The organism is Bradyrhizobium sp. CCBAU 11430, assembly GCF_028128855.1.
Taxonomy (GTDB): domain Bacteria; phylum Pseudomonadota; class Alphaproteobacteria; order Rhizobiales; family Xanthobacteraceae; genus Bradyrhizobium; species Bradyrhizobium ottawaense.
Window position 1 is genome coordinate 345,080 of record NZ_LBJV01000003.1, and the last position, 15,224, is coordinate 360,303.

Annotated in this window: 12 protein-coding genes; 4 read left to right on the forward strand and 8 right to left on the reverse strand. The window is 65.7% G+C overall.

Features of this window, described 5'->3' with window-relative positions; all coding sequences use genetic code 11:
- Positions 1-1,038: a PilN domain-containing protein gene (locus XI04_RS01655; RefSeq protein ID WP_271611411.1), complete on the forward strand. Its 1,038-nt coding sequence runs from the start codon at positions 1-3 to the stop codon at positions 1,036-1,038.
- Positions 1,035-1,616 (forward strand): type II secretion system protein GspM, encoded by a 582-nt coding sequence (gene gspM / locus XI04_RS01660; RefSeq protein ID WP_095425666.1) that lies wholly within the window; start codon positions 1,035-1,037, stop codon positions 1,614-1,616. Before XI04_RS01655 ends, gspM begins: the two co-directional genes overlap by 4 nt.
- 35 nt (positions 1,617-1,651) lie before the next feature.
- On the opposite strand, the gene XI04_RS01665 is transcribed toward gspM, so the two are convergent.
- The gene (locus XI04_RS01665) at positions 1,652-5,263 is read right to left on the reverse strand and encodes an autotransporter domain-containing protein (RefSeq protein ID WP_271623363.1); all 3,612 of its coding nucleotides are present in this window, start codon (positions 5,261-5,263) and stop codon (positions 1,652-1,654) included.
- Positions 5,264-5,597: 334 nt separating this feature from the next.
- On the opposite strand from XI04_RS01665, the gene XI04_RS01670 reads away from it, so the two are divergent.
- Positions 5,598-6,278, forward strand: coding sequence for a hypothetical protein (locus tag XI04_RS01670; protein WP_097668475.1), 681 nt, complete (start codon positions 5,598-5,600; stop codon positions 6,276-6,278).
- A gap of 45 nt (positions 6,279-6,323) precedes the next feature.
- Positions 6,324-7,904 carry a hypothetical protein gene (locus tag XI04_RS01675; RefSeq protein ID WP_271611409.1) on the forward strand — a complete coding sequence of 527 codons (1,581 nt, stop codon included), beginning with the start codon at positions 6,324-6,326 and terminating at the stop codon, positions 7,902-7,904.
- Between the two features lie 10 nt (positions 7,905-7,914).
- Here the strand turns inward: XI04_RS01675 and XI04_RS01680 are convergent, their stop codons facing one another.
- The 7 genes from XI04_RS01680 to XI04_RS01710 all read right to left on the reverse strand — a co-directional run bounded on the left by XI04_RS01680 (position 7,915) and on the right by XI04_RS01710 (position 15,064).
- Positions 7,915-9,123, reverse strand: coding sequence for a glycosyltransferase family 4 protein (locus XI04_RS01680; RefSeq protein WP_271611408.1), 1,209 nt, complete (start codon positions 9,121-9,123; stop codon positions 7,915-7,917).
- Positions 9,120-9,887 carry a class I SAM-dependent DNA methyltransferase gene (locus tag XI04_RS01685; RefSeq protein ID WP_271611407.1) on the reverse strand — a complete coding sequence of 256 codons (768 nt, stop codon included), beginning with the start codon at positions 9,885-9,887 and terminating at the stop codon, positions 9,120-9,122. Before XI04_RS01685 ends, XI04_RS01680 begins: the two co-directional genes overlap by 4 nt.
- A complete protein-coding gene (locus XI04_RS01690) occupies positions 9,884-11,005 on the reverse strand; it encodes a DegT/DnrJ/EryC1/StrS family aminotransferase (RefSeq protein ID WP_095425661.1) in 1,122 nt (373 codons plus the stop codon). The genes XI04_RS01685 and XI04_RS01690 overlap by 4 nt, the downstream gene beginning before the upstream one ends.
- Positions 11,002-11,448 carry a hypothetical protein gene (locus XI04_RS01695; RefSeq protein ID WP_095425660.1) on the reverse strand — a complete coding sequence of 149 codons (447 nt, stop codon included), beginning with the start codon at positions 11,446-11,448 and terminating at the stop codon, positions 11,002-11,004. The genes XI04_RS01690 and XI04_RS01695 overlap by 4 nt, the downstream gene beginning before the upstream one ends.
- A gap of 127 nt (positions 11,449-11,575) precedes the next feature.
- Positions 11,576-12,754 carry a CgeB family protein gene (locus tag XI04_RS01700; protein WP_095425659.1) on the reverse strand — a complete coding sequence of 393 codons (1,179 nt, stop codon included), beginning with the start codon at positions 12,752-12,754 and terminating at the stop codon, positions 11,576-11,578.
- Between the two features lie 3 nt (positions 12,755-12,757).
- Positions 12,758-14,062 (reverse strand): hypothetical protein, encoded by a 1,305-nt coding sequence (locus tag XI04_RS01705; protein WP_095425658.1) that lies wholly within the window; start codon positions 14,060-14,062, stop codon positions 12,758-12,760.
- 39 nt (positions 14,063-14,101) lie between these two features.
- Positions 14,102-15,064, reverse strand: a complete 963-nt coding sequence (locus XI04_RS01710; RefSeq protein ID WP_271611406.1) for a UDP-glucuronic acid decarboxylase family protein — start codon at positions 15,062-15,064, stop codon at positions 14,102-14,104.
- Between the last annotated feature and the right edge of the window lie 160 nt (positions 15,065-15,224).

Below are 15,224 nucleotides of genomic sequence, written 5' to 3' on the forward strand. Positions count from 1 at the left end.
ATGAGCTCGCTCGATTCTCTCCGCGCCATTCTCGATGCCTGGACCGGCACCGTGGCCGGCACGCTCGTGCGCGCCCTGGAGCGGACCGTGTCGCCGCGGGTGGTACGGCTGGTCGAAAGCGAGACCGGCGCGTTCGCGCTGGAGGCGGCGAAGGCGGAGAACGCCCCGAAGGAGATCGCGTTCGCGGATGGCAAGTTTTCAGGCGCCAATCTCGCGCAGATCGTCCGTGGCAGCCGCGTCGAGATCGTGCTGCGGCCGTCGCGCTTCCTGTTTCGTCCGCTGGAGCTGCCTGCGCGCGCGGCCGATTTCCTCGACGGCATCGTGCGGGCGCAGATCGACCGGCTGACGCCGTGGAACGCGAGCGAAGCCGTGTTCGGCTGCCGCGCCCCGGCGCCGCATGGCAGCGACAGCATCACGACCGAGATCGCCGCGGCGCCGCGCAAGGTGGCGATGAGCTATGTCGAGGCCGTGGCGTCCTTCCATCCGTCGGCGGTCGCGATCGCGACGGAGGCGACCGGGGGCGGACGCATCAAGGTGTTCGAGCAGAGATCGCGCGGCGCGGTCGACCCGGCGCGGCTGAGCCGGGCGCTGCAGGCGGTGTTGGCTCTCACTGCCGTCGCAGCGGTGGTCGGATCGGTCGCCGCAAGCTATCTGGCCGACAGCCTCAGCGCGCAGGAGAGGGAGCTCGAACGGCAGATCACCCAGCGCCGCGCCGCGCTCCGCGGCAGCGACGGCGGCGGGCGCTCGCCGCTCGCGCTGCTCGAACGCCGCAAATACGAGACGCCGGCGAGCGTGATCGTGCTGGAAACGCTGAGCCGGGTGTTGCCGGACCACACCTATGTCACCGAGCTGCATCTGGCGGCCAACAAAGTACAGATCGGCGGCATCACCCGCGATGCGCCCTCGCTGATCCCCTTGATCGAGCAGTCGCAGCATTTCACCCGCGCGACCTTTTACGCCCCGACCACGCGCAACTCCTCCGATCCCGGTGAGCGCTTCCACATCGAGGCGCAGATCGAGCCGAGGAACGTGCCATGAGCAGCGCAAAAGTCACCGGCGGCAATGCGGTCGCGCGGGCGCTTGCGAGCTCGCCGCTGATCGCGGTCACGCTCTATGTGGCCGTTGCCGGCGCGCTGTTGCTGACGGCGGGGCTGTCGATCGCCGAAATTCTCGCCCATCGCCAGGCGCTGGCGCAGACCTCCGACCTGCTCGACCAGTTTCGCGGCCGCAAGGGCGGCACCAAGAACGCCGCGGCGGCAATGGCCGAGCATCCCGGCACGCCGTTCCTGGAGGGACCGACCGTGACGGTCGCCGGCGCCAATCTGCTGCAGCGCGTTGCCGCTGCGGTCGGCAATGTCGGCGGCCAGGTTCAGTCCTCGCAGGTCGATGTGTCCGGCGCGCAAGCGAAGGACGGCTTCGTCGGCCTCGTCGTGAGCTGCGAGCTCGAGCAGCCGGCGCTTCAGAGGCTGCTGTACGATCTCGAGGCCGGCATGCCGTTCCTGTTCGTCGATCAGCTCGACGTCCAGGTGCCGCAGACGACGGCGTTGAGCGACGCCGGCGCCGGTCGCGTCAGGGTGATTTTGGGCGTCTCGGGCCAGTGGCAGGCGGGGAAGTAGGGCGGGATCGTCAGCTCACCGGCGGGCTCGCCGGGTCACCAACTGTACTTGAACACGCCCTTGCCGGAATAGCTGGTGACGTTGCCGGAGAACTCGCCGTCGAAGGTGCCGGCGATCGAGAAGCCGCTCAACCATTTCATCTCGGCGCTGGCGCTGACGAGCGCGGAGTCGGCATCGACCCTGGCGCCGTTCACGACGAAGCTGGTGCCCGGCAGGGTCTGGAACAGAGCGGTGACGGCGCGGTCCGGATTGTAGTCGTGCGCCCAGGCGGCGCGGCCACGCAGCGTCAGCACGCCGTTTTGCATCGCATACGATTTGTCGGTGCGCAGGCCGAGCTCGGAGCGGGTGTCGGTCAGCGATTGCGAAGCGTAATTCAGCGCGAACAGCCCGCCGCCATTGAGGCTGACTTCGGAATAGTTCGGCAGGTTGAAGTTCGTCACCTGTGCCGCAGCGTAGGGCGTGATGCCGATCAGCGGCGTCGTGAAGCGATAGCCGCCCTCGAAGCGGGCCGAGAACGTGTCGGCCTTGAAGCGGCCCTGGAGCTGGTCGAAGCCGCCCGGCGCTACGGTGCGGTTGGTGGTGACGTCATGCCAGCCATAGGCGAGTGCGGCCGAGATGTAGGCCGGTCCGAAATTGTGCCGGCCATAGACGCCGGCCTGGAACAAATCGGCCGAGCCCGAGCCCATCGCATTGGCGAGCGAGTAGTTCAGCCCGCCGCCGCCGAGCGCGAAGCCGACCAGTGTGTCGACCGAGACCCGATAGTCCGCGCCGGCCGCGCCGCCCCAGACCCGCGCGGTCAAATCCTGCGAGCCGACCGTGGCATTGCCGCCGACCTCGGCCGAGCCGCCATAGCCCGCGGTCCAGACGCTCCAGCGGCTGCTCGGCTGCGAGGACAGCAGCGGCGCCTTGGTCGCCATCGCATAAGCCTCGCGCTCGCGCGCGGTGGCCGGCCGCATCGACGCATAGGAGGCTGCGTTATCGCTCTCGGCAAACTGGGCGACGCTGCCCGCCTTGGCGAAGCCGCCGCTGCGTCCGACGACGGTCGGGTCGAGCATCAGGTTCAGGAATTGGCCGTCGGCATTGATCGCGGACTGGATGATGCCGGTGCCGAGCTCACCCGAGGCGGTCGTCAGCCCCGCCGGCGACAGCGCAGCGAAGGCCGCGGGAATGCCGCCAGTGGTGTTGAAGAAATTGGTCAGCGTATTCGCGACGTTCTGCTGGTTGACGTTGAGCCCGCCGCCTTGCGCGAAATTGACGTTGACGTTGAGGAACACGGTGCTGGCGTCGTAGCTCAGCGTCGCGTTGAGCGTCGGCATGTTCGACAAAACGGTCGGATTGAAGGTGCTGCCGACCAGGGTGCCGGCCGCGGTCAGGATCGTGTACTGCTTCTTGACCGTGCCTGAGGTGAAGTTCGCGCGCACGGTCGCGCCGCCGAGGTCGGTCGCGCCCGTGACCTGGGTGAGGCTGGCGTTGGTCGAGGAGACCTGCACCAGATAGGTCGAGGCGGCGGTAAAGGTCAGCGATCCGCTGATCGTCATCGGGCCGAACGGGCTCGCCGCGCTGCCGGGCGCCAGCGTGCCGCCATTGACCCCGACGCCGGCGATCGTGCCGCTGCCGGCGAGGGTGCCGCCGGCGTTGACGGTGACCGGGCTATTCAGGATCGAGCCGTCCACCACCAGCGTGCCGCCGTTCACGGCGGTGGCGCCGGTATAGGTGTTGATGCCAGTCAGCGTCTGCGTGCCGCCGGCGAGCGTGAGGCCGCCACCCGCGGCGCCATCGTCGATGACGCCGGCGAAGGTGCTGTTGCCATTGGTGATCGTCAGCGTGTTGGCGCCGAGATTGACCGCGCCCGAGCCCGACAGCGACCTGATCGAGGTGCCGGTGCTCAAGGCCGAGATGTCGAAGACGCCGTTGGCGATGACATTGCTCGAGGTCGCGATGCTGCCGTCGCTGCCGCCGGCGTTGATGAGATCCAGTTCGCCGCCGCTCGCGATGGTCGTGGTGCCGGTATAGGTGTTGATGCCGTAGAGCTGCTGCACGGCTCCGCTCGCGATGGCGAGGTTGCCGGCGGTGCCGCCACCGATGCCGCCGTCCTGAATCACGCCGCCGAAGGAATTGCCGACCGTGACGGTCAGCGTCTTCGATCCCAGCGCAACGACGCCGTTGGGACCGAACGACAAGAGCCGGGTCACCGACGCGCCGGACGTGGTCTGGGAAATATCGAACGTTGCGCCTGCGCCGGCGAATCCAACGTAGAGCGAATTCGCGATCGAGCCGCTGCCCTTCAGCGCCAGCGTCGCGCCCGCGTCGATCTGGGTGGCGTTGCTGTAGCTGTTCACGCCCGAGAGCGTCTGGGTTCCGCCGAAAACCTCGAGCCCGCCCGTGCCTTGGATCACCCCCGCGAACTCGGTGGAGCCGTTGGTGATCACGAGCCCGTTGCTGCCCATGTTGACGACGCCGGAGGAAGTGCCGGCGAGCGTCGTGATGGCGTTGAACGGAACCGCGGACGCCGAGATGTCGAACGTCGTGTCCACCGTGACGACGCTGGATGACGAGATGCTGCCAAAGCCCGAGATCGCCAGCGTTCCGGCCGAGATCGTCGTTGCGCCGGCATAGGTGTTGGTGCCGGCCAGCGTCAGCGTGCCGGTGCCGACCTTGGTCAGGCCGCCGGTGCCGGAGATGATGCCGTCGACCTGGGTCGAGGTGTTGAGGCTGCCGGTGGTGAGCGTGTTGGCGCCGAGAACATAATTGCCGGCGCCTTCGATCGAGCCGGCCGTCGTGCCGCCGCTGGTCAGGCCTGAGATGTCGACCGTGCCGCCGGCATTGGTGATGAACTTGGCGCTGCCGCCGCTAGAGGTGCCGGTGAAGTTCGTCGTCGCGCCGTTGTTGGTGGTGATCGTGGCGCTGCCTGCGGTGGCGGAGCCGTCGAAGTTCACCGTTCCGTCGTTGATGATGGACGAGGTGGCGGCGGTGGTGGTGTTGTGGAAGTTCAGCACCCCGCCTGCGCCGTTGTTGATCGTCGCCGTGCCGGCCGAGGCGTTGGTGAAGAAATCGATCTGACCGGTGGCATTGTTGGTGATCTGGGCGCTGCCGGCAGAGGCCGAATCCTCGAACGTGACGAAGCCGCTGTTGGCGAGGCTTGCCGTTCCCGCCGTGCTGTCCTGGATGAAGTTGACGTTGCCGCCGACATCGTTCGTGATCGTCACGGCCCCGGCGCCGCCGCTCGCGGTGCTGCTGTTCTGGAACACCAGATTGTTGCCGGAGGTGACCTGGAAGGTCTGGGTATTGACCGTATCGTTGTTGATGATGCCCGTGGCGTTGACGATGAACGGGTTGCCGATCGTGAATGTATAAGCCTGCGAGGTGTTCGCGAACTGGATCGTGCCGATGCTGACGACACCGTTGTTGTTGTCGACCGCCGTGCTTCCGGTGTTGGTGAAGGTTGCGGTCTCGTCGGGCACGCTCGGATTGGAGGACCAGTTGGTTGGATCCGTCCAGTCGGAGGAGCCGCCCGTCCACGTGCCGTCCACGGCATGCGCGGCGACGACGCCGAGCGCCGTGGTGGCGAGGAGTATGGCCAGCGAGTGGCGCGTGACGGATCGCAGCCCGTATCCAATCCTTCCACCTGCCATTGTCGGTCCAGCCATCCGATCGTCTCAAATCAGCAAAGAAATCATCGCAAACATGCAACCGGGGCGCGTGCCGAGGCCCGGCGCCCATGCCATGATCTCATGGCGCCGCAACGGCCTGCAATGAACGGATATCCATTTGCGCCGGCTTCCTCCCTGTTTCGCTTTGCATTTTCAGCCATCGTGGCCATCGGGCAACATATTCATGCATTGCAACAGGTGCGGGGCAGATTTGGACCTGCGCGTCGGGTTGGGCCGGACGGTGTGGGTTGATGACGCCGCAGATCGGAACTAGTTTGGCGCGGATGCCTCGCCGTCGCGTGGCGCGGCCGGTGGTCGCAGGGGAATGTCGATGTCCGGGTGGCTGAGGCCGACAGGATTGGCCGCGCTGTGCATGGTTCTGGGCATGGCCGGGACCATGGCGGCCACCTCATCGCGCGTTGATGTCCTGTCGGACGACGCGGCGGGCAATCCAGCTGAAAGTGTCGATGTCGGGACGATGAAGCCGATCGCGCGGCCCGCGCAGCAGGCGCCAGGCAAGCCCATTCCTCGCGGCAATCCGCTGTGGTCGGTGCCGCTCTCGGCGCTGACCGCGACTCAGGAACGCCCGATCTTCTCGGCCATGCGCCGGCCGCCGCCGCGCGCGGTCGCCGCATCGCCGGTCGAGGAAAGTCCCGCGCCGCTGCCCAAGCCAGTCGAGGCGCCGCCGCCGTTGTCGCTGGTCGGGGCCGTGGTGGGCGAGGGCGATGCGATCGCAATTCTCGTCAACCGCACCGATCAGAAGGTCGTGCGTCTGCGGCAGGGCGAATCGCTCGCAGGCTGGTCGCTGACCTCGGTGCAGCCGCGCGAGGTGACGTTCAAGCAGGGCGAGCGCAGCGAGGTGCTGGTGCTCCAGCGGCCGGACCCAGCCGCTGCCGCGAGCCCGCCTGCAGATGCCGGGGGCAAGTTGACGATGCCGGGCCCGGCCGATCCGTCGTTCTCTCCCTTCGTGCCGCGCTCGACGCCGAAGAACGGCGAGTCGGATGGGCTCTGAGCGCTCGTGGGCGCGCGGCCGTTTGCTTGACGGGAAGGACGCGGCTTGACCGACAAGCAAATTGACGGGCCCGGCACGGCCGACGGTTCGAGCAGACCTGCCGGCATCAGTCGCGGCCGCCGCCTCTTGCAGGGCTGGTCCGCCAACCTGGTCCAGATGGCGCTGGGGCTGTCTCAGCAGCTCCTGCTCATCCCGGCCTTCCTGCATGTCTGGACCGGCGACATGCTCGCGGCCTGGCTCGCGATCTATGCGGCGGGAAGCCTCGTCGTCGTGGCGGATGCCGGACTGCAGCTTCGCGCGATCAACCGCTTTCTCGCGTTCAAGGCTTGCGCCGATTGCGACGGGCGCACGGCGAATTTCTATTCGGCCCTGCTGCGGATCTATCTCGCCATCGTGGCGGTGCTGGGTGTCCTGCTGTGCGCGGCGGTGGTCCTCGCGCCGCCATCGGCGGTGCTCGGCTTTCAGGCCGCGCCGACATTCGATGCTGCGATGCTGGTGATGACGCTGGGCATGCTTCTGACCGTCCCCGCCAACCTCGTCTCCGGCCTCTATCGGGTGCGCGGCCATTACGGCCGGACGGTCTGGCTGCAAAACGCCGCGCTGCTGCTTGGACAGATCGCCCAGCTTGCGGCGCTCGCATTGTTCGGCAGCCTGCTTGCGGTCGCGATAGCCTTCGTGTCGATGCAGCTCCTGTTCGCGATCCTGCTCGCTGCGTTCGACGCGCCGCGACTGTTTCCGTTCCTGCGCCGCGCCGGCAAGCCGCCGTTGGTGTCGCCATCGCTGCGCTGGAGCCTCGGGCAATTCGGCCGCGCGGTGCCCTTCGCGGTCGCCAACATCACCGAGCTTGCGCTCGTCAACGTCCCCGTGCTGCTCGTCTCCGCGCTGGTTACGAACCGCGTCGCGGTGGCGCAATGGGGCCTGACGCGCGTGATCGCGAGCCTGGTGCGCGGTCTCTGCCTCCAGGTGACGCTGCCGCTCGCCGCCGAGCTCGGCCACGACCACGCGGTCGGCGACAAGGATCGGCTGCGCCGGCTCTACGCGCATGGCTCGGTGTTCGTGACGGCCCTGGCGTGCCTGATCGTCGCGGGCCTGCTGCCGTTTTGGCCGGACTTCTTCGCGTTGTGGACCCATGGCAGCATCCCCTATGACGCGCCGCTCACGGTGATGCTGCTGCTCGGCTCGGCGGCCGTCGCGCCATCGCTGCTGGCTCTGGTCTTTGCCAATCACAGCAATCGCGGCGATCTCCTGATCCGGACCAAGGGCCTCCAGCTCGTGGTCTTCCTGGCGCTGTCCTTCGTCCTGATCCCGCATCTGGGGCCGCTTGGTGCCGCGCTCGCGGTGGTCGCAAGCGACATCCTCATCCAGTTCGGACTGCTCGCGCTGATCGTCATGCGCCAGACCCTGCATCATCCGTTCAAGCACATCGCCTTCCTGATGCTCATGGCCGTTATTGTCGTGGGAGCAGGCTGGCTGATCGGGCAGGCGATCATCGTACTGGTGCCGGGGAGCGGGCTCGTGCACTTCATCGTGCAATGCGCGATCTGGCTGACCGCGGTCGGCATGCTCGCAAGCCCGCTGTTGAGCACAACTCTGCGCGAGCGGTTGCGGGCGCTGATTCCTGCCTAGCTGTTGCTATTCAACGCGCGGTCAACGCCAGACGGTGCTTCAATCGTTCGAGATGACGGGCGAATTGCTGGTGGCCGGCGTTGGTCTCCTCGGCAAACTGCGCAAGGCGGAGGTGACCGGCCGCGCGCAGCCGCTCGCGCGTGCCGTCGGTACGCAGGCTGACGATCGCATCCGCGAGCGAGCGCGGGTCGTCATAGTCGAACAGGATCGCGGCGTCGCCGGCCTGGGCCTTGAAGGCCTCGGGATAGATCACGGGCGTGCCGACCGCCCAGGCTTCCAGCGGTGGAAGATTGGTCGGGCCGAAATAGCTCGGCATCACCAGCGCCGAGGCGCCGCGATACAGCGCGCCGAGCTCGGCGGACTCGACGAAGCCGATGATGGAGATCTGGTCCGACAGGCCAAAGGTGCGGATCGCCGCATCGATCTTGTCGCGGCCGCCGCGATCCGATCCGCACAGCACCAGCCGTTCGGTGATGCCCCGCTCGCGCAAGCTTGCGAGCGCCGCGAGCAGCGTCATGTGGTTCTTGTGCGGCCAGAATTGCGCTGGATAGAACAGATAGCCGGGCTCGAGGCGGTATCGTGACAGCACCGCCTCGTCGTCTGCGGCGTCGGACGTGGATTGGCTGACATAGGTGGAGGGCGAGAACGGGATGCAGACCGCGCGCTCTTTTTCCATGGCATAGCGGCGGCAGAGATCGTCGACCAGCTCCGGCGCGTTGACGATCACCACCGCGGCCTTGGTGCTGGCGAGGCCGAACAGGATCTCACGGCGCTCGAATTCGCCGAACGTCCTCACTTCCGGAAACTCCGGCGCGTCGCGGTGGCAGCCGTCGAAGATCGTGATGATGAACGGCAGCTCGTAGAGCAGCAGGTGCCGCTTCGAGGTCGACGTGAAGTGCACGACGTCGATGCCGTCGCGGATCAGCGCACGCTCGAACGGCGATTTCAGCTTCAGCGCGATCTGGACGAGATCGAACGGCCCGCAATATTTCAGGAACAGGAAGACATGGTCGAGCGGGCCGAACTTGAGCAGGCGCGCCGCGACGCCGAACTCCTTCAGGATGTCCAGGGTCTTCGGATAGGGCGAGTACACCACGATCTCGTTGCCCGACTTAGCCGCCCAGTCGCGCAGCCAGAGCAGGTCATTGAGCGGCTGCTGGAAGCCGCCGCCGACCTCGAGCGCCTGTTCCAGCATCACGGCGAGCCGCAGCGGTCTCACGGTGCAACACTCTTTCTGGCGATCGCATAGGCCGCCCAGCTCTTCGAGTTCGGCGCGTCCTGCGTCAACCATGCAGCGTGAGCGGCGCCCTGGAAGCCGCTTGCCACGAGCGCCGCGTCGATCTCGAACGGAAACCAGTAGCGCATGTGGTGCGCTTCATCGACACGCTTGATCGTGGCGCGATCCAGGTCCTCGCAGAACAGGGTGTAGTTCACGGTGACGGTCGCGGCCTGTTCGTCATGATCGGATTGCGCAATGCGGGTGAGGCGCAGCGGCTTCTGCTCGATCACCTTGACGCGCGTCTCGACGCCCTGCGCCAACACCGCGCCGCCGTACCAATAGTCGAAGAAGAAGACGCCGTCCGGCTTCAACGCCGCATGGGCCGTGCAGAACATGGCCTTCAGCGCATCGCGGCTGGTCTGATAGCTTGCGACGTGGAACAGCGACACCACTGCATCGAAATCGCGTTCGGGACCCGTCTCGCAGGCATTACCCTGCCGGAACGGAATCGACAGCCCGGCTTGCCCGGCGCGCGTCTTGGCGCGCGCGATCATCTCGAAGCTGAGATCGATGCCGGCAACGTTCCACCCCTGGCGCGCGAAGGCGAGCGCGTGCAGGCCGGTGCCGCAGCCGAGATCGAGCAGCTTGCCAGAGGAAACGCCGTGGTCGCGCAGGCGCGCTTCGACGAATGCCGTCTCGGCCGCGTAATCCTTGTCCTGATAGAGAAGATCATACCAGGGCGCGTAGTCGGCGAACACCGTCACGCCAGGATCTCCTTCAGCGCCGCGGCCGAGCGCGCGATCTCGTCGTCGGTCAGGGCAAGCCCGCTCGGCAGGTAAAAACCGCGCCGGGCGATGTATTCCGCATTCGGATGACTTTCGTCGCGCATCAGGCCCATCCGGCGCAGCACCGGCTGCTCATGCATGCACCAGAAGAACGGCCGGGTCCCGATGCCCCTTTCGCCGAGGCGCCGCATCGCTTCCTTGGCGTCGAACGGCACGTCGTCGTTCAACACGACGCCGTAGACCCAGTAGATGTTGTCGGCATAGCCAGTGCGGGCGACGGGGCGGCGGATGCGGTTGAGGCCTGCGAGATGTTCGTCATAGAGCCGGCCGATCCGGCGCTTGATCTCGACCGTGCGCGGCAGACGCTCGACCTGGGCGACACCAAGCGCAGCCTGGAGGTTGGTCATGCGCGCGTTCCAGCCGAGCTCCTCGTGGACGAAGCGTTGCTGCGGCTGGAAGCAGAGATTGCGGTAGCCCTGCAGCCGATCGGCGAGCGCGTCGTCGTCGGTGAGGATCATGCCGCCTTCACCGGTCGTGACGTGCTTGTTCGGATAGAAGCTGAAGGTCGAGACTTCGCCGAAGCTGCCGCAGGGCGCGCCGCGATAGGTCTGGCCGTGCATCTCGGCGGCGTCCTCGATCACCTTCAGATCGTGCTTGCGGGCCAGCGCCAGGATCGGATCGAGATCGACCGGTAGACCGTAGATGTGGACCAGCATGATCGCGCGCGTGCGCGGCGTGATCGCGGCTTCCACACCCTCGGCCGTCATGTTCCAGGTCGCGGCATCGCAGTCGACCCCGACCGGGACGAGGCCGGCGCGCACCAGGGCGGCGGCGCAGCTGATGATCGTGAAGGTCGGGATGATGACTTCGGACCCCTCATCGAGGCCAAGCGCGTGGACGGCGATATCGAGCGCGACCGAGCCGTTGGTGACGGCGATGCCGTGTCGTCGTCCCGCTGCCTTGGCCATGGCCTGCTCGAAGCGCTTGATGAACGGTCCCTCAGAGGAGATCCATCCGGTCCGGATACATTCGGCGAGATAATCGGCTTCGTTGCCGTCGAGCAGCGGCGTGTTGACGGGAATGAACGGTGCGGTCACGGGTTTGGGCCTTTGATCCGGATTTCGGACGGGGAGGCTTCGGCAAACCGGGTCTTGTCGTTCTCGCCGGAATAGGGACCTTGCTTGATCTCGAACATCTCGAGCGGCTCGAGCACGTGGAAACCATGAGCGCCGCTGCAGAGCAGGATGATGTCGCCGGCACCGAGCACGCGGCTTTCGAGATATTTTTCCTCGACCGTGTAGAAATCGACCTGGAGCTTGCCCTTCTGGATCAGCAGGACTTCTTGGGTGTAGTGCACCTCCCGCGTCACCTTGTTGTGGCGATGAGGCTCGATGGTCTTGCCTTGCGGATGGCTCATGAAGGCGAGCTGCTGGGACAGCTCCGGCGTCGAAAAGAAGTGGATGCCCGGCTCGCGGAACGAGGCCCGCACGATGATCGCGTAGAGCTGGTCGCCGAATCGAACTTGTTCGACGTGTTCCATCGTGGGCCTCGAAAAAATCGCTGTGATTAGAGAGAGATAGCTGTCCCGCTGTGCACTTTGGCCATTTTGGCCGGGACCGTCAAGGGTGGACGGATCATGACGATTGCTCCGCCAGCCGATGCGGAATTCAGCTGATGTAACCTAGGATCTCTTCGACACGCCGGCGAAAAGTGTGTGCGGCAAATGTCCTGGCCTGTCCCGCCTTGGCAATGGACTGGCGCGCCGTGTCGTCGGCGAGATACCGATCGATCAACGCGAGACAGTCCTCGACGCTGCGCCACGCAACGACCTCGCGCTCGGGAGCGAACAATTTGTGCAGATTGTCCTTGAAGTCGGTGAGCAGGAACGCGCCGACGCCGGTCGCTTCGAACAGGCGGGCATTGCCGGCCTCGCGGCCGGCCATGTCGATGTGCGAATTGAGGGTGACGCGCGAGGCGCGCAGTGCCTGGTACATCTCAGAGCCCCACACCTCGCCCTGGTAGCAGCGGTGCAGCGGCGAGGATGCGGGAAGGGAGTGCAGACCGCTGCCGAACAGTTTGAGATCGTAGCGCCGCGCCACCGCTTCGAGCTGCGCGACGCGAAGCTGGTGATCGGCTGACACGGCCCCGACGAAGGTGACGTCGAATTCCTGCGAGGGCGGCGGCGGCAGGACGTCGAGGATGCCGGGCTCGAAGGCGAGATGGACCACTTCGGCGCGCGCTCCGTGGGCACGGAAGAAGTCCACCACCGCGGCCATCTGCGAGATCATGAGATCGTAGACCGACCAGTCCTCGCCGCGTGAGGGCGAGATGCCAATCTGGCCGACCAGGATGGGGCGGCCGATCCCTTTGATCCGGCGCGCCAGGCGCGTGTCGACGTGAAACAGATCCTGGTTGAGGACGAGATCGGGCTTGAAGTCCTCGATCTGCGCCAGCAGGATCTTTTCTGCTTCGGCATCAAGGCGCGGACTGAGGCCGACCTTGCGCGCGAGCGGCCGCAGCACCGGTTTGAAGGGGGCGACCGCGCGTTGCAGCCAGCCGGGAACGGCATCGCGCGCGGCCGGTGTGCCGGGCGGCGGCGGCTCGGTGACGGCAAGCCCGTGCTCTCGCGCCCAGGCCGCCCGCATCCAGGGATTATTGACATGGATGTCGGCGGCGGCGTGCCCGAGGCCGCCGAAATTGCGCGAATAGAAATCGGCGACGCCGAACAGGCTGGCGTTCCGCGCCGCCATCTGCGCCGCATAAGGCGCGTTCTCCAGGCCTGGCGTGCGCCGGTAGAGCCAGGCGAGGAAGCGCGGATAGTCGGCGTTGAGGATCAGGATGCGCACGGCTCACGGCTTTTCTTCGAACAGGGTGCGGGGCATCACGTACCAGAGCAGGAACAGGATGGCGGTGCCGTGGGTGAGCATGGCGACGGAGAGCGGCACGTTGAGCAGGATGTGCGGCAGCACACCCGACGACATCAGCACGAAGCGGGGCGGCAGGCCCGCGGAGGCGCGGTTGCCGAGCGCCAGCACGAGACCTGCTGCGAGCGCGGTCAGCGGTGCCAGCCACGGGCCGACGGACGCAATGCCTTCCGTCGCAAACAGCGAGGCGTTCACATTGCCGAAATCGTAAGTGTTCTGCATGACCACCGCGAGCGGCTCATCGTAAGGACAATGCATCAACGGCTTGAGCACGGAGATCTGGCAGAACCAGGTCAGCGGGTGGTTGGCGAAGAAATCGTTGTAGAGCTCGAGCGCGCCCGATGCCGTCGCCATCATCCGGATGTTGACGATATCGAAATACCTGCCGGGAATGCTCCTCAGGCTCGCCTCCGTCACCCAGATCACGAGCAGCCCGATCAGCATCGGGACGAAGATCGAGGCGATGACCGATGCTCTCGCCTCCAGCAGCCGCGACAGCACCACCAGCGCGATCAACCAGGCTGGCGTGAAGAACGCGAACTTCGTCAGCGTGATGGGATAGAATAGCAGGAGCAGGACCAGCGCCAGTCCTGCGCGCCACCGATAGCCGAGCAGCCAGTAGCTGGCGAAGGCAAACGGCAGCAGCGCGCTGGAAACCCATCCTATGAGATATCGCAGCAATCCTGGGAATTCGAGCGTGTCACGGTAGTCATAGATGTTCGCGATCGAGACCAGGCGGAAATTGTAGGTCGAAGCGACGGCGATGGTGACGATGGAGACCAGGAGGATAAGCGTCAGCAAATGCTCGAAGCGGGCATTGGACATTGGCACGAACTGTCGCAGCGGTGCCCGGATGAACAGCACGGGCATCAGGCAGAGCAGCAGCGCCAATGCCGCGGAAACTCCGGCAAGCAATCGCGGGTAATTGTAGTCGGAGAAGACGTCGATCCACAGGAAGCCCAGGATCATCGTGTAGAAATAGAACCCGACGAAATAGCCGAAGCAGAAGCGGGCTGAGGCAAACAGCAGCGAGACGACGGAAAAGCCGGCCGCAACGATGACCGCGATCCAGAGGCGCTTCGGGTCGAAGTCGATGGAGAGCTGAAAGGTCGCGACCTCGATCAGCGACAGGCAGGTGACGGCGCTGTGCAGCAGCACCAATCTCGTCAGCGCGGCTTTCGAGTCCAGCCGGGCGCGCAAATCGCTGATGATCCCGGCCGGTGCGCTCATTGCGGAAGCTCGCTGCGGACGATGGGCGTTGCGAGCAGGTCAGGTGATGTCGAGCGAGTGCTTGAAGTAGGCGATCGTCTCCTTCAGCCCGTCCTCGAGCGCGACCTTCGGCTCCCAGTTCAGTGCCGCCTTCGCCTTGGCAAGGTCGGGCTGGCGCTGGCGCGGGTCGTCCTGCGGCAGCGGCTTGAACACCAGCTTGGAACGCGAGCCCGTGAGCTTGATGACCTTCTCGGCGAGTTCACGGATCGTGAACTCGGAATTGTTGCCGAGGTTGATCGGGCCGGTGATGTCCTCCGCGGTCACCATCAACCGCATGATGGCCTCGACGAGGTCGTCGACATAGCAGAACGAGCGGGTCTGCCCGCCGTCGCCGAACACGGTGATCGGCTCGCCCTGCAGCGCTTGGACGATGAAGGACGACACCACGCGACCGTCATTCGGCTGCATGCGCGGACCGTAGGTATTGAAGATGCGCGCGACCTTGATCGGCAGGCTGTGCTGACGCCAATAGTCGAAGAACAGCGTCTCGGCGCAACGTTTGCCCTCGTCGTAGCAGGAGCGGACGCCGATCGGGTTGACATTGCCCCAGTAATCTTCGGTCTGCGGATGGATCAGCGGATCGCCATAGACCTCGCTGGTCGAGGCCTGGAAGATGCGCGCCTTGAGTCGCTTGGCGAGCCCCAGCATGTTGATGGCGCCGTGCACCGAGGTCTTGGTGGTCTGCACGGGATCGCGCTGGTAGTGGATCGGCGAGGCCGGGCAGGCCAGGTTGAAGATCGCGTCGACCTCGATGTAGAGCGGGAAGGTGACGTCGTGCCGGACCGCCTCGAACAGCGGATTTGCGATCAGATGGGCGATGTTGCGTCGGCTGCCAGTGAAGTAGTTGTCGACGGACACCACCTCGGCTCCCGTATCGAGCAGTCGCTCGCACAGATGCGATCCGATGAACCCGGCGCCCCCGGTTACGAGGATGCGGCTGTTCTTGTAGCTTTCAAACGGCATGATCGGGTTCCAGCTGGATCTCGGGACGGTCCTCCCGGTGCGGCCGGCAGAGTGGTATCGGCTACGGGCGGAAACGCCAATAGTCTTGCGTAAGGTAGTATAATACCCCTTGACCTCAGAAGGGCTTTAGGGACCGATGATTTTCCAGGTTCGGCCACTT

Excerpts from the sequence above, each read along its gene's own strand:
- XI04_RS01655 (WP_271611411.1), top strand. The coding sequence starts at position 1 with ATGAGCTCGCTCGATTCTCTCCGCGCCATTCTCGATGCCTGGACCGGC.
- gspM (WP_095425666.1), top strand. The coding sequence starts at position 1,035 with ATGAGCAGCGCAAAAGTCACCGGCGGCAATGCGGTCGCGCGGGCGCTT.
- XI04_RS01665 (WP_271623363.1), bottom strand. The coding sequence starts at position 5,263 with ATGGCTGGACCGACAATGGCAGGTGGAAGGATTGGATACGGGCTGCGA.
- XI04_RS01670 (WP_097668475.1), top strand. The coding sequence starts at position 5,598 with ATGTCCGGGTGGCTGAGGCCGACAGGATTGGCCGCGCTGTGCATGGTT.
- XI04_RS01695 (WP_095425660.1), bottom strand. The coding sequence starts at position 11,448 with ATGGAACACGTCGAACAAGTTCGATTCGGCGACCAGCTCTACGCGATC.
- XI04_RS01705 (WP_095425658.1), bottom strand. The coding sequence starts at position 14,062 with ATGAGCGCACCGGCCGGGATCATCAGCGATTTGCGCGCCCGGCTGGAC.
- XI04_RS01710 (WP_271611406.1), bottom strand. The coding sequence starts at position 15,064 with ATGCCGTTTGAAAGCTACAAGAACAGCCGCATCCTCGTAACCGGGGGC.